Source organism: Paractinoplanes atraurantiacus, from assembly GCF_900215205.1.
In the GTDB taxonomy this organism is placed as follows: domain Bacteria; phylum Actinomycetota; class Actinomycetes; order Mycobacteriales; family Micromonosporaceae; genus Actinoplanes; species Actinoplanes atraurantiacus.
The window spans coordinates 87529-101444 of sequence record NZ_OBDY01000025.1 but is presented as its reverse complement, the minus strand read 5'-3'; the positions used below and the strand labels follow the sequence as shown (position 1 = coordinate 101444).

The window sequence follows — 13916 nt, the reverse complement described above, 5'->3', positions numbered from 1 at the left end:
TACCCATGTAGCGAAAAACACCCTCCGACCGGCTGGTCAAGCGCTATCCGGACAGCCGATTGGGGGACATCGCCGGATGAGAAAGCTACCCGTTCGGGTGACCCATGCCCATCAATATGAGGGGCCTCACCTCAAAATGAGGGGGGTAACTGGCGAGTAACTACTCCGACGGACGTGACCAGTACTCATCATCCGACGCCGAAGGGGTCGCGCGCTTCCCCGACTCGGCCCCACTCGCCTCACCGGAAGGACCGGAAACAACGGTGGGCGAGGACGCCTCGGCCGGATTGGGTACGGAGGAAGCAGCCGCCCCAGAAGCAGACGACGCGGCGGCAGAAGCCGATTCAGCCCCCGCCGGCGAACCAGCCCCCGAATCGGCCGCGCCGGGCGCGGTAGTCGCAGAGGTGGCGCTGGGTGCGACAGGCGCAGCAGCGGCGGCGCCGGGCACCGCAGGCGCCATCGGTCCCGCGGGCGCGCTGGTAGCGCCGGGCGGGTTGGACGCGGCGGTAGCGCCGGGCGCAGCAGGCGCGAAGGAGGGCGCCGCGGCGCCGGTGCCGGGCGGCGTGGGCGCGGTAGGGCCAGCGCTGGGCGCTGCAGGGGCGGGCTCGGCCGGGACTGTGGGGGCGGGCGGGGCCGGCGGGCGGGCGTAAGGGGAGTCCGGGCCGGTGCCGTCGGGTGCGGCGGTCGGGGCCGGAGCGGAGGGGTACTGCGGGTAGGGCGTTGAGGCGTACGGGCTCGAAGGGCCTGAAGCGTAAGGGGAACCCGGACCGTAGGCACCGGTGTCGTAGCCCTGGGTGTACTGCGGGCCGTAACCTGCGGCGGCCGGATGGCCGGGGTAAGGGGCGCCGTAAGCGGGGGGATAGCCACCCGGGGGCACTCCGGGGACGGCCGAAGCCGCCGGCTTGCGGAAGAAAGCTCTAGGGGCCGTCAGGATCAGGATGCCGACCACCGCGTAGCCGATGATCTGGGCCACCGAGAGGGCGGTGTTCGTGCCGACCCAACCTCCGGGGTACGCCTCGGTCAGCCTGGTGCCCAGGGAACCCGGCACCGCGTCGCCGCCTCGCTGGACCGCCACCGTCAGCGTGCTCGCGGCGCCGGCCAGGATGCCCAGGACGCAGGCCACCAGCGTCGTGATCCGGGCGGCGTTGCTGCCGCGGCGCAGGGCGAGGCCCAGCACCACGTACAGCGCGAAGATGATCACGGCCAGGGCCAGGGCCACCGCGGCGCCGAGCCAGACCACCGCCACGTAATAGTCGAGATCGCTGTCGCCCGTGAAGGACTGCAGGGGGCCGTCGGTGACGTCGCGGAAGCGGTCGATCGTCCCGGGCACGATGGCCAGCGTCGTGATCGCATAGATCAGGCCGATCACGGCCATCACCCAGAGCAGGACGGCGGCCACCGTCACCGTGGGCGGCCGGCCCGCCGGAGAGGGCGGCGGCGCCACGGCGATCGGCGGCGGCTGGACTGGGTATGACATCGACGACTCCCCGCGGTGATCCGTTGGCCCGAACCTACCCGCGTGGAGCGCCCAACGGTGCGGAACCCGTCCAGCGGGACATCAAGGCTTCGGTGGTTGTGTGCCGTCCGAGGGCGGCTGCTCGTCCTCCGGCGCCTTCGGCTGGGAACCCCACGGCGGCGGCGGAGCACCCCACGACGGCGGGCTCCCCGGCGACTCCTGCCCACCGGGCGACTCCGGCCCAGCTGAGGGTGCGGGCGGCTGGGCATACGGATCGGAGGCCGGCGGCGGAGCGTAGGGATCGGAGGCCGGCGGCGGCGCGTACGGGTCGGAGGCCGCCGGCGGCGTGGAAGGTTCGGCGCCCGCCGGCGGCGTGGAAGGTTCGGCGCCCGCCGGCGGGGTGGAAGGACCGGCGCCCGGCGGCGGGCTGGAAGGACCGGCGGGCGGCGGGGTGGACGAGCCCGCGCCCGGGTAAGGCGGAAGCCCCGGAGCCGGCTGTCCCGGCTGGCCCTGCGGCGCCGGGTAGCCCTGAGCCGGGTAGCCCTGAGCCGGGTAGCCCTGGCCCGGCTGGGCCGGCTGCCCCGGGTACGGCGGATAGGGGTTCTGCTGGCCGTACACCGGATATTGCCCGCCGGGCGGCTGACCCGGGTAAGGCGGATATCCGACCGACGGATCCCAGCCCCCCACCGGCTGCTTGCGGAAAAAGTCGTTGGACGCCGGCAGCGCCAGCAGGATCACCGTGGCCAGCACGGCCAGCAGCGCGATCACGGTCAGGGCCGTCGTCGTCGGCGTGTACCAGGACGGCAGCGCGTCGTTCAGGCGCTGGTTGAGGTCGTCGTCCTGCCAGGTGGAGCCGGTGTTGCCGGCCGACTCCATCGAGCTGACCAGGGCGTTTCCGCTCAGCCCGAAGCCGAGGCAGCAGATCGCGACGCCGCCGATCACCCACGTGACGATGCGGGACGGGTTCTTGCCGCGGTTGTTGAAGAAGGCCAGCGCGGCGAAGCCGAGGCCGATCAGCAGGTTGATGATGCCGCCGAAGACGAAGATGCCGGTGGCGACGCCCTCGAGGCCCTCGGACTCGGTGCCCGCGTAGGTGTCACGGACCGCGTCGGACATGCGGCCAGACACCGAGAAGGTGAGGAACGCGCTGATCACTTGGATCGCCGCGACCAGGTAGAGCAGGTAGGACGCGACCGTCACGACGGCCGGGCGCGGCCTTGGCGCGGGTGCCGGGTAGCTCGGAACGGTCACAATGCCCCCAAACTCTTGATCCACTCACGGTATCGGTCGGCCGCCATATTGGCGACAGCGGCACAGAAGCCGACAACCTGTGGCAGCATCGGGCGACGATGGACGAAATATCCGTAAATAGGTCGCTCGTTCAGGGGGCGACACGGGTCGATTCCGGCCCCTACACTTCCATCCGTGGCGCCGACGTGGCAGCAGAGACCTCCCGCGACGCCCCCTGCCCGGACGAGTCGCCCGCCCCGAAAAAAGATGAGGGCCGAGGCAGACCGTCCTAGGGCACCTGTCCCGATATGCCGGCCGCGTGACCACACCGCGGCCGCCCCAGACCTGTTAAGGACCGGTGAGTCCCATGCCCCACGCCGACACCCTGGACGTCGTTCACCATGACGACACCCGGACCCGATTCACAGACGTGCGATATCAGCTCCACCGCGACGGCATCCGCATCTGGTCCGCCGAGGGCGGAGAGCAACTGGTCACCGACGTCCTGATGACCCAGGCCTACCGGCAGCGGACGGCCACCGACTAAAGAGAAGGCCCCGGGGAGATCCCCGGGGCCTTTCGCTATCCGCGGGTGACCGCCAAGCCGTCCTTGTTTTCCAAAAGGTCGACCACGACCCGGTCGCCGTCGCGGATCTCCCCGGCCAGCAGCGCCTTGGCCAGCGAGTCGCCGATCGCCGACTGCACCAGCCGCCGCAGCGGCCGCGCGCCGTAGATCGGGTCGTAGCCGTGCTCGCCCAGCCAGTCGACCGCCGGCGCCGTCACGTCGAGCGTCAGCCGCCGGTCGGCCAGCCGCGTCCGCAGCCGGCCGAGCTGGATGTCGACGATCGCGGCCAGGTCGTCCTTGGTCAGCGCGTGGAACACCACGATGTCGTCGAGCCGGTTGAGGAACTCGGGCTTGAAATGCGCCCGTACGACCGCAAGCACCTCGTCGCGCCGCTCCTCGTCACCCATCGTGAAGTCGGCCGTCTGCGAGCCCAGGTTCGACGTCAGCACCAGGATCGCGTTGCGGAAGTCGACCGTCCGGCCCTGACCGTCGGTCAGCCGTCCGTCGTCGAGCACCTGCAACAGCACGTCGAAGACGTCCGGGTGGGCTTTCTCCACTTCATCGAGCAGGACGACGCTGTACGGGCGGCGGCGCACCGCCTCGGTGAGCTGGCCGCCCTCCTCGTATCCGACGTAGCCGGGAGGAGCGCCGACGAGCCGGGCCACCGAGTGCTTCTCGCCGTACTCGCTCATGTCGATGCGGACCATCGCCCGCTCGTCGTCGAACAGGAACCCGGCCAGGGCCTTGGCCAGCTCGGTCTTGCCGACGCCGGTCGGGCCGAGGAACAGGAAGCTGCCGGTCGGCCGGTCGGGGTCGGCGATGCCGGCCCGGGACCGGCGCACCGCGCCCGACACCGCGGCCACCGCCTCCTGCTGGCCGACCACCTTGTCGCGCAGCGACTCCTCCATGCGCAGGAGCTTGGCGGTCTCGCCCTCCATCATCCGGCCGGCCGGGATGCCGGTCCACGAGGAGATCACCTCGGCGATGTCGTCGGCACCGACCTCTTCCTTGACCATCGGCGGCTCGGCCTTGGCCTCCTGCTCGTCGGCCTCGGAGGCGGCCCGCAGCTCCTTCTCCAGGGCGGGGATCACCTCGTAGAGCAGCCGCGACGCCTCGAGCAGGTTGCCGTCGCGCTGCGCCCGCTCCTGCGACGCCTTGGTCTCGTCGAGCCTCTTCTTGAGCTCGCCGACCCGGTTGAGGCCGCCGCGCTCGCGCTCCCACCGGGCGTTGAGCGCGGTCAGCTCCTCCTCACGGTCGGCCAGGTCGCGCTCGAGGCGGCTGAGCCGGTCGCGGGAGGCGGGATCGGTCTCCTTCTCGAGGGCCAGTTTCTCGACCCGCATGCGGTCGACCTGGCGCTGGAGCTGGTCGAGCTCGACCGGCTGGGAGTCGATCTCCATGCGGAGGCGGGAGGCGGCCTCGTCGATCAGGTCGATCGCCTTGTCGGGCAGGAAGCGGTCGCTGATGTAGCGGTCCGACAGCGAGGCCGCGGCGACCAGGGCGGCGTCGGTGATCTGCACCCGGTGGTGCGCCTCGTAGCGGCCCTTGAGCCCGCGCAGGATGCCGATCGTGTCCTCGACCGTCGGCTCGCCGACCACGACGGGCTGGAAGCGCCGCTCGAGGGCCGGGTCTTTCTCGATGTGCTCGCGATATTCGTCGAGGGTGGTCGCGCCGACCATGCGCAGCTCGCCGCGGGCCAGCATCGGCTTGAGCATGTTGCCGGCGTCCATCGAGCCCTCGCCCTTGCCGGCGCCGACCACGGTGTGCAGCTCGTCGAGGAAGGTGACGACCTGGCCGTTGGAGTTGCGGATCTCCTCTAGGACGCTCTTGAGCCGCTCCTCGAACTGGCCGCGGTACTGCGCGCCGGCCACCATCGCGCCGAGGTCGAGCGAGACCAGTTTCTTGTCGCGCAGTGTCTCGGGCACGTCGCCGGCCACGATGCGCTGGGCCAGGCCCTCGACGATCGCGGTCTTGCCGACGCCGGGCTCGCCGATCAGTACGGGGTTGTTCTTCGTACGCCGGGAGAGCACCTGCACGACGCGGCGGATCTCGGCGTCGCGGCCGATCACCGGGTCGATGCGGCCCTCGCGGGCCTGGGCGGTCAGGTCGACGCTGTATTTCTCCAGCGCCTTGTAGGTGGACTCGGGGTCGTTGTTGGTCACCCGCCGATCGCCCCCGCGGACCTGCGGGAACGCGGCCACCAGGGCCTCCTCGGTGGCGCCGACGTCCTTGAGGGCGCGGCCGACGGCGCCGCCCACGCGGGCCAGGCCGGCCAGCAGGTGCTCGGTCGACACATACTCGTCGCCGAGCGGCTGGGCGATCAGCTCGGCCTCGCCGATCGCGTTGACGAACTCCCGCGACAGGCTGGGCTCGGCCGTGCTGGCGCCGCGGGCGGACGGAAGCTGCTCGACGGCGCGCGCCGCCACCCGGCGTACATCCGCGGGGTTGGCACCGACCGCGCGCAAGAGTGCCGGCGCGGTCGACCCGCCGGTGTCGAGAAGAGAGAGCAACATGTGCCACGGCTCGACGGTGGCGTGCCCGCGCCGTCCGGCGTCGGCGACCGCCCCCGTGATGACATCGCGGCTTTTGGTGGTGAGGCGTTCGGCGTTCATGCGCTCCCCTGAATGCAGCAAGACTTGAGCGTAAGCCACTCAACTCTAGCGCGGCCCGCAAGTGATCGTCACCACGAGTCCAAGAGAACATCCGGTCGCTCGTTGTAACGTTAAACAACGTGTCGAAACGCCTGCTCCCGCTCGCTCTCATCTTCGTAGCGGTCGGCATCTCGACCTCGTTCGTCGGGCCCTACCTGGCCCTTTTCCTCAGCGACGCCGTGCACGCGGGCCCGATCCGGACCACGGCCTTCCTGATCGCCGCCCCGGTCGCCGGCGTCCTCGTGTCGTGGCTGATCGGCCGGGTCTCGGACCGCCGCCCGATCCGCCGCAAGCTGCTCATCACCGCCGCGCTGGCCGGCCTCGCCGGCACCGCCCTCACCGCCGTCGTCCGTGACTACTGGCTCCTGCTCGCGATCACCGTGACTCTCACGGCCCTGGCCGGCACGCTTTTCCCGCAATCTTTCGCGTACGCCCGTCAGGTCCTCCAGAGCGGCGACCCCAAGAAAGCCGCCCTGGGCATCAGCACCCTGCGCACCCTCTTCTCGGTCGCCTGGGTCGGCGGCCCGCCGCTGGCCGCGCTCGTGCTCGCCGGCCACGGCTTCGGCTGGACCTACGGGCTCGCCGCGATCATGTACGCGATCACCGTGCTCATCGTGCTCCGCTGGCTGCCCGAGGTCCGCAAGCCCACCACCGACGGTGCCGGTGACCTGCCGGACGCGATCGCCCCGGTGCCGCCGCGGTCCACGCTCTTCCTGATCGTCGCCGGCTTCACCGTCGTGCAGACCGCGGGCACGCTCGCCGTGCAGGCGATGCCGCTCTACGTCAGCACCGACCTGGGCGGCTCGATCCGGTCGGCCGGGCTGATCCTCGGCCTCTGCGCGGCTCTGGAGATCCCGCTCATGCTGGGCTTCGGCGTGCTCACCACCCGGGTGCCGTCGCGGACGCTGATCCTGATCGGCGTGTGCTGCGCGATCGCCTATCACGCGGTCGCGGCCAGTGCCGGCTCGATCTGGGTGCTGGTGGCTGCCCAGCCGCTCAACGCGGCCGCCATCGCGGCGATCAGCGGGCTCGGCATCTCGTACATGCAGGACCTCATGCCGGGTCACCCGGGCCGCGCCACCACGATGATCACCAACACCTTCACGACCGGCCAGATCCTCGCGGCCCCGGCGTTCGGCCTGGCCCAGGCGTACGGCTTCCGCCTCGCGTACGCCATGAACCTCGTCCTTTGCGCCGTCGGCCTGGTCTTGTTGATCAGTGCGCGGCATGCCGCCGTCGCATCGAAGCGGGAGGCCGACGCGCTGTTACCGTTGTGATCGTGCGCGTACGGGTGGAACAGACTCCTCTGCCGGGTATAGGCGTCCGGCACGACCTCGTCACGTCCTCGGGACGGACCGTCGGCGTGGTGTCGCATCGCAACGGCCGGCGCGACCTGGTCCTCTACGACGTCGACGATCCCGACGCGTGCCTGGCCTCGATCCCGCTCACCGACGACGAGGCCGAGGCCCTGGCCGACGTGCTCGGCGCCTCCCTCATGCTCGGCCAGCTCGCGGGCCTGCGCCAGCAGGCGGCCGGCCTGCTCACCGAGCAGATCGGGCTGGGCGCCGGCTCGCCGTTCGTCGGCCGCAAGCTGGGCGACACCCGGGCCCGCACCCGCACCGGGTCCTCCATCGTCGCGGTCATGCGTGACCGCGAGGTGATCGCCTCGCCCGGCCCGTCGTTCGTCTTCGAGCCCAACGACGTGGTCGTGGCCGTCGGCACCCGCGAAGGCCTGGACGGCGTCACCGCCATCCTGGCCGGCGACGACGACGGCTAGGCCGGGGCGTGCACGACACCACCATCCTGCTCATCGAGGTAGGAGCGCTGCTCTTCGCGCTCGGCATGCTCGGGCGGCTGGGCCGCCGGATCGGGCTGTCGCCGATACCGCTCTACCTGCTGGCCGGTCTCGCCTTCGGGCACGGCGGCCTGGTGCCGCTCTCCGCGAGCGAGGAGTTCATCGAGGTCGGCGCGGCCATCGGCGTCATCCTGCTGCTGGTCATGCTGGGCCTGGAGTACTCGGCGGGCGAGCTGGTCGGCAACCTGCGCGCGGCCGCGCCCGCCGGCGTGATCGACGCGCTGCTCAACGCCCTGCCCGGCGCCGGCTTCGCGCTGCTGATGGGCTGGGACTGGCGGGCCGCCCTGGTGCTCGCGGGCATCACCTGGGTCTCGTCCTCCGGCGTGATCGCCAAGGTGCTCGGCGACCTGGGCCGGCTCGGTAACCGCGAGACCCCGGTGATCCTCTCGGTGCTGGTCATCGAGGACCTGGCCATGGCGTTCTACCTGCCGCTGGTCACGGCCGTGCTGGCCGGGGTGGGCCTGATCGGCGGGGCCAAGGCGCTCGGCGTCGCGGTGGTCACGGTGGTCGCGGTCCTGGTCGTCGCCATCCGGTACGGCAAGCAGATCAGCACCCTGATCTCGGCCCAGGACGCGGAGGCGCTGCTGCTCGGCGTGCTCGGCCTGACCCTGTTCGTGGCCGGCGTGGCCGAGGAGCTCAAGGTCTCGTCCGCGGTCGGCGCGTTCCTGGTCGGCATCGCGATCTCCGGCCCGGTGGCCCACCACGCGACGCAGATGCTGTCGCCGCTGCGGGACCTGTTCGCCGCCGTCTTCTTCGTCTTCTTCGGTCTGTCCACCGACCCGGCCGAGATCCCGCCGGTGCTGCTGCCGGCGCTCGGCCTGGCCGTGCTGACCATGGCGACGAAGGTGGTCACCGGCTATCTGGCGGCCCGGCGGGTGGGCATCGCCCTGCCCGGCCGGCTGCGGGCCGGCCTGGCCCTGATGCCGCGCGGCGAGTTCTCGATCGTCATCGCCGGCCTGGCCGTGGCCTCCGGTGTCGAGCCGCGGCTGGCCCCGCTCGCCACCGCCTACGTATTGATCACGGTGGTTACCGGGCCGCTGCTCGCCCGCCTGCCCGATTATCAGTGGTTCAAGAATTTTGTCCGGCGCCGCATGCACCCTCAGCAGGCCCCGGTGCTCAAAGCTACTGACTAGTATCCGATTGTGACGCCCTGACACTTCCGTAGGACATCGTCGGCGCGCTACCGTTCCGCTCCGACAACTACGTGTTATCGGGACTTTCTGGCAGGCGGCGGCGTGACAGTGCGTGAGTCGACTTTCTTCGGGTTCGCCAATCCGGTCGATCCTCGGCCGGAGGAGCTTCAGGCGTGGGCCTACCACCCTGACGCCGTGCCCCTCGACGCGATGCCGCCCGACTGGGACCTGCTCATCTCCGGCGACGTGCTCGCCCCGGTCCTGTTCGAGCTGGCCATGGACAGGCAGTGCCCGGCCCGGCGCTTCGCCCAGCACTGCATGTACATCTACGCCGCCGACGGCGTCCGGCAGAACGCGACCGGCCAGCGCAAACGCCGCCTCAAGAAATTCGTCGAGCGCGCCGACGAGGTCGGCGACGAGCCCATGCAGATCTGGGCGCACAACTGCCGCGTGCTGATGAGCCGGCCCGAGATCTTCGACTACACCGACTGGATCGAGGGCGGCCTGGTCCGCCAGCCCCGTCGGCTGGGTCTGTACAACCGGCGCTGAGGCGGCCTGTCACAGACCGCCTCGCGCTCTTACCTGTCGGGCGCCCGGCGCGGACGCCAGACCACCAGCGCCGTCGACGGCCGCTCCTGGCGGACCAGGTCACGACGGCCGTACGGGCTCTCCATCTGGGCGATGCGGTCGTACGCGGCGGTGAGCTCCTGCTCCAGCTCCTGCACCCGCTGTTGCAGGTCACCGACGAGCTGCTCCAGCCCGATGATCCGCTTCACGCCGGCCAGGTTGACGCCGTCCTCCTGGCTGAGCCTCTGCACCTCACGCAGCAACGCGACGTCCCGCTCGCTGTACCGGCGACCGCCGCCGCCGGCCCGGCCCGGCTGCACCAGGCCGAGCCGGTCGTACTGCCGCAGCGTCTGCGGGTGCATCCCGGCCAGTCGAGCCGCGACCGAGATGATCAGAACCTTCGCGTCGGAGGCCTGCTCGACCGAGATGCTGATCTCCTCATGCATGTGCCACCTCCTTCAACGGGTCCTAGCTGCCCCGGCGAACCCGGGCCTCGAGCCGCTCCCGCCCGGCGGGCGGGGTCAGCTTGGCGAAACGCTCGAGCGCGTCCCGGGCCTCCCCGGTCACCTCGCTCGGCACCTGCACGTCGACGGTGACGATGAGGTCGCCCGGCGGTCCGCTCTTGCGGGCCACACCCTTGCCTCGCGCCCTCAGCTTCCGGCCGCTCGGCGTGCCGGGCGGCACCCTCATGGTGACGGGTCCGTCCAGAGTCGGCACTCGCAGATCGGTACCGAGAACCGCCTCGGCGATGCTGATCGGCACCGACAGCGTGAGATCGTCACCCGTACGACCGAAGATCTCGTCCGGTCGCACCTGTACCTGCACGTAGAGATCGCCCGCCGGTCCGCCCCGATCGCCCGGCTCGCCCCGGCCGCTGAGCCGGATGCGCTGGCCGTCGGCCACGCCCGCGGGGAAGCGGACGTTTATCGTGCGGGCCTTGGTGACCCCGCCCGTGCCGCGGCACTCCGGGCACTTCTCGTCGACGATCGTGCCCGCGCCCTGACACTCGCGGCACGGCTCGGAGAAGCTGAACGACCCCTGGTTGCGCGAGATCAGGCCGCTGCCCGCGCACTGCGGACAGGTCCGCGGTGACGTGCCCGGCTTGGCCCCGCTGCCGTGACAGGTGTCGCACTCGCCCGCCGAGCGCAGCGTCAGCGGCAGCGTCGTGCCGCGGACTGCCTGGGCGAACTCGAGCGTCACCTCGGTCTCGACATCACGACCGCGTCGCGGTCCTCGTCGGGCGGCGCCACCACCAGGCCCACCGCCCGAGAATATCGAGCTGAATATGTCCGAGAAGCCGGCGCCGCCGAACCGGCGGTCACCCGCGGCGCCGCCACCGGCCGCGCCCGCGTTGCTGAACCCGCCGAACAGGTCGGACGGGTCGAACTGACCTCCCCCGCCGGAGCGGGCGCCCCGGCGGAAGGCGCCGGAGCCGAACAGCGAGCGCATCTCGTCGTACTCTTTGCGCTTCTTGTCGTCCGAGAGCACGTCGTACGCCTCGGAGGCGGCCTTGAACTTCTCCTCCGCCTCCTTGTTACCGGGGTTGCGGTCGGGATGCAGGTCCCGGGCGAGCTTCCGGTAGGCCTTCTTGATCTCGTCGGTCGGAGCGGACTTGGGCACGCCGAGAACGGCATAGAAGTCCTTTTCGAGCCAGTCCTTCGAGCTCATCCCGCCTCCCCCCTCCTACGGGCAGGTCCCGCCCACCGCGGCGCGGTGGGCGGGACGAACATCTGAGAGATCACTCCGGGTCGGCCACCGCGACCAGGGCCGGCCGCAGCAGCCGCTCGCCGAGCGTGTAGCCCCGGCGCATGACCTCGACGCAGGTCGGCTCGGTGACGTCCGGGGACGTCAGGTGCGCGACCGCCTCGTGACGGTTGGGGTCGAAGGAGTCGCCCTTCTCGCCGAACGGCGCCAGCCCGAGCTTGCCGGTCACCGCGATCAGTGACTCGGCCACCGAGGCGAACGGGCCGACCAGGTCGCCGTGCTCGCGCGCCCGGTCGATGTCGTCCAGCACCGGCAGCAGCGCGGTCAGCACCGTGCCCGTGGTCTGCTCGGCCGCCGCACCCCGGTCGCGGTCGACCCGCTTGCGGTAGTTGGCGTACTCCGCGGTCACACGCTGCAGGTCGTGGGTCCGCTCCTCCAGGTCGTTCCGCAGGGCCTCCAGCTCGGCGCCGAGGCCGGGCTTGGTCTCCTCCGGCTCGGCGGCCGCGGCCTCCGGCTTCGGAGCCTCCTCGGCGTCGTCGGCGCGGTGGGCGCCGACCGCGGCCGAGCCCTTCGCCGAGCCCTTGTCGCCCTTCGGATCGATCTTGCGGCGGTCCCGGATGACGACCCGCTCGGTCGCCTGACCGTCGTTCTCGTCGTCCGTGGCACTCACTTCTTGTCGTCCTCCACGATCTCGGCGTCCACGACGTCGTCAGCGCCACCCGAGGTGGGGCCGGCCGAACCGGTCGTGGCACCACCCGGAGCGGCACCCGGAGCGCCCTGCGGGTCGCCCGCGGCACCGGCGCCGGCGGCGGCCTGAGCGGCGTCACCCTGCGAGTAGAGCGCCGAGCCGGCCTCCTGCGAGACCTGCGAGAGACGCTCGTGAGCGGCCTTGATCTTCTCGATGTCGGTGCCGCCCAGCGCGCCGCGCAGCTCGCCCAGCGCCTCGCCGATCTTGGTCTTGCTGTCCTCGGGCAGCTTGTCGCCGCTCTCGGCCAGGAACTTCTCGGTCTGCCACTGGAGCTGCTCGGCCAGGTTGCGGGTCTCGGCGTCCTCGCGGCGCTTCTTGTCGTCGTCCGCGTGGTCCTGAGCGTCGCGCATCATGCGCTCGATGTCGTCCTTCGGCAGCGCGGAGCCGCCGGTGATCGTCATCTTCTGCTCCTTGCCCGTGCCCAGGTCCTTGGCGGACACGTGCACGATGCCGTTCGCGTCGATGTCGAAGGAGACCTCGATCTGCGGGACGCCACGCGGAGCCGGGGCGATGCCGCTGAGCTCGAAGGTGCCGAGCTTCTTGTTGTACGCGGCCATCTCGCGCTCGCCCTGGAAGACCTGGATCAGCACGGACGGCTGGTTGTCCTCGGCCGTCGTGTAGACCTCGGAGCGGTGCGCCGGGATGGTGGTGTTGCGCTCCACCAGCTTGTGCATGATGCCGCCCTTGGTCTCGATGCCCAGCGAGAGCGGGGTGACATCGAGCAGCAGGACGTCCTTGACCTCACCCTTGAGCACACCGGCCTGCAGGGCGGCGCCGACGGCGACGACCTCGTCCGGGTTGACGCCCTTGTTGGGGTCCTTGCCGGTCATGCTCTTGACCAGCTCGGCCACGGCCGGCATGCGCGTCGAGCCGCCGACCAGGATGACGTGGTCGATGTCGGAGAGCTTGACGTCGGCGTCCTTGATCGCGGACTCGAACGGGCCCTTGCAGCGGTCGAGCAGGTCCTGCGTCATGCGCTGGAACTCGGCGCGCGACAGCGACATGTCCAGGTGCAGCGGGCCGTCGGGGCCGGCCGTGATGTACGGCAGGTTGATGCTGGTGGTGGTCGCGGCGGACAGCTCGATCTTCGCCTTCTCGGCGGCCTCGCGCAGACGCTGCAGGGCCATCTTGTCCGAGCCGAGGTCGATGCCGTGCTCACCGCGGAACGTCTTGACCAGGTGGTCGATGATCCGCTGGTCCCAGTCGTCGCCGCCCAGGTGGTTGTCACCGGAGGTCGACTTCACCTCGATGACGCCGTCGCCCAGCTCGAGCAGGGAGACGTCGAAGGTGCCGCCGCCGAGGTCGAAGACCAGGACGGTCTGCTCCTTGGAGCCCTTGTCCAGCCCGTACGCCAGAGCGGCGGCGGTGGGCTCGTTGACGATCCGCAGGACGTTGAGGCCGGCGATCTCGCCCGCCTCCTTGGTGGCCTGGCGCTGCGCGTCGTTGAAGTACGCCGGCACGGTGATGACCGCGTCGGTGACCGTCTCACCGAGGTAGGCCTCGGAGTCGCGCTTGAGCTTCATCAGGACCCGCGCCGAGATCTCCTGCGGGGTGTACTTCTTGCCGTCGATGTCGATCGACCAGTTGGTGCCGACCTCCCGCTTGACCGAACGGATGGTCCGGTCGGGGTTGGTCACCGCCTGGCGCTTGGCGACCTCGCCCACGAGCACCTCGCCGTTGCGAGCGAAGGCGACGATGGACGGGGTCGTCCGGGAGCCCTCCGCGTTGGCGATGACGGTGGGCTCGCCTCCTTCCAGAACGCTGACGCAGGAGTTCGTGGTGCCGAGGTCGATGCCGACCGCACGTGCCATGGTGTTCCTCGCTTCTTACAGAGCTCGGTCCGATTACAAAGGTTGAGTGGAACCGACTCAATGATGCCACGGGCGCGCCCAACGTCAAATCGAAGTTGAGTCCCAGGGGCGCAACTACGATGCTCGCACACGCTCTCCAGCACTTCGGTAGATACCTGTCCGGTCACGGCATACCGGTACCTGTTGTTCTGTCTGCATA

Annotated in this window: 12 protein-coding genes; 5 read left to right on the top strand and 7 right to left on the bottom strand. The window is 70.7% G+C overall.

All coding sequences use genetic code 11. The annotated features are described in order from the left end of the window. Positions 1–160: 160 nt before the first annotated feature. Together CRP55_RS38515 and CRP55_RS38510 are read right to left on the bottom strand one after the other, a co-directional pair. Positions 161–1477, bottom strand: coding sequence for a hypothetical protein (locus tag CRP55_RS38515; protein ID WP_097326938.1), 1317 nt, complete (start codon positions 1475–1477; stop codon positions 161–163). 81 nt (positions 1478–1558) lie between these two features. Beyond that, on the bottom strand, positions 1559–2656 hold the full coding sequence (locus CRP55_RS38510; protein WP_097326937.1) for a hypothetical protein: 1098 nt from the start codon (positions 2654–2656) through the stop codon (positions 1559–1561). Positions 2657–3053: 397 nt separating this feature from the next. On the opposite strand from CRP55_RS38510, the gene CRP55_RS38505 reads away from it, so the two are divergent. Next, positions 3054–3233, top strand: coding sequence for a hypothetical protein (locus tag CRP55_RS38505; protein WP_097326936.1), 180 nt, complete (start codon positions 3054–3056; stop codon positions 3231–3233). Between the two features lie 35 nt (positions 3234–3268). Here the strand turns inward: CRP55_RS38505 and clpB are convergent, their stop codons facing one another. After that, complete coding sequence (gene clpB / locus CRP55_RS38500; protein ID WP_097326935.1) at positions 3269–5860, bottom strand: ATP-dependent chaperone ClpB; 2592 nt, start codon at positions 5858–5860, stop codon at positions 3269–3271. Between the two features lie 119 nt (positions 5861–5979). Here clpB and CRP55_RS38495 point away from each other — a divergent pair, with 119 nt between their 5' ends. The 4 genes from CRP55_RS38495 to CRP55_RS38480 all read left to right on the top strand — a co-directional run bounded on the left by CRP55_RS38495 (position 5980) and on the right by CRP55_RS38480 (position 9436). Next, entirely contained in the window at positions 5980–7176 is a 1197-nt protein-coding gene (locus CRP55_RS38495; RefSeq protein ID WP_097326934.1) for a sugar efflux transporter, read from the top strand. Between the two features lie 2 nt (positions 7177–7178). Then, positions 7179–7676, top strand: coding sequence for a cation:proton antiporter regulatory subunit (locus CRP55_RS38490; RefSeq protein ID WP_097326994.1), 498 nt, complete (start codon positions 7179–7181; stop codon positions 7674–7676). A gap of 8 nt (positions 7677–7684) precedes the next feature. Further along, a complete protein-coding gene (locus CRP55_RS38485; protein ID WP_097326933.1) occupies positions 7685–8887 on the top strand; it encodes a cation:proton antiporter in 1203 nt (400 codons plus the stop codon). Positions 8888–8989: 102 nt separating this feature from the next. Beyond that, positions 8990–9436 carry a hypothetical protein gene (locus CRP55_RS38480; protein ID WP_097326932.1) on the top strand — a complete coding sequence of 149 codons (447 nt, stop codon included), beginning with the start codon at positions 8990–8992 and terminating at the stop codon, positions 9434–9436. Positions 9437–9465: 29 nt separating this feature from the next. Here the strand turns inward: CRP55_RS38480 and CRP55_RS38475 are convergent, their stop codons facing one another. The 4 genes from CRP55_RS38475 to dnaK all read right to left on the bottom strand — a co-directional run bounded on the left by CRP55_RS38475 (position 9466) and on the right by dnaK (position 13717). Continuing rightward, complete coding sequence (locus tag CRP55_RS38475) at positions 9466–9900, bottom strand: heat shock protein transcriptional repressor HspR (protein ID WP_097326931.1); 435 nt, start codon at positions 9898–9900, stop codon at positions 9466–9468. 22 nt (positions 9901–9922) lie between these two features. Further along, the gene (gene dnaJ, locus CRP55_RS38470; protein WP_097326930.1) at positions 9923–11122 is read right to left on the bottom strand and encodes a molecular chaperone DnaJ; all 1200 of its coding nucleotides are present in this window, start codon (positions 11120–11122) and stop codon (positions 9923–9925) included. 70 nt (positions 11123–11192) lie between these two features. Continuing rightward, a complete protein-coding gene (gene grpE / locus CRP55_RS38465) occupies positions 11193–11828 on the bottom strand; it encodes a nucleotide exchange factor GrpE (protein ID WP_097326929.1) in 636 nt (211 codons plus the stop codon). Beyond that, complete coding sequence (dnaK, locus tag CRP55_RS38460) at positions 11825–13717, bottom strand: molecular chaperone DnaK (RefSeq protein ID WP_097326928.1); 1893 nt, start codon at positions 13715–13717, stop codon at positions 11825–11827. The genes grpE and dnaK overlap by 4 nt, the downstream gene beginning before the upstream one ends. Positions 13718–13916 lie beyond the last annotated feature (199 nt).

Coding starts and splice junctions, on each gene's coding strand:
- clpB (WP_097326935.1), bottom strand. CDS start 5,860: ATGAACGCCGAACGCCTCACCACCAAAAGCCGCGATGTCATCACGGGG.
- dnaK (WP_097326928.1), bottom strand. CDS start 13,717: ATGGCACGTGCGGTCGGCATCGACCTCGGCACCACGAACTCCTGCGTC.
- dnaJ (WP_097326930.1), bottom strand. CDS start 11,122: ATGAGCTCGAAGGACTGGCTCGAAAAGGACTTCTATGCCGTTCTCGGC.
- CRP55_RS38475 (WP_097326931.1), bottom strand. CDS start 9,900: ATGCATGAGGAGATCAGCATCTCGGTCGAGCAGGCCTCCGACGCGAAG.
- CRP55_RS38515 (WP_097326938.1), bottom strand. CDS start 1,477: ATGTCATACCCAGTCCAGCCGCCGCCGATCGCCGTGGCGCCGCCGCCC.
- CRP55_RS38505 (WP_097326936.1), top strand. CDS start 3,054: ATGCCCCACGCCGACACCCTGGACGTCGTTCACCATGACGACACCCGG.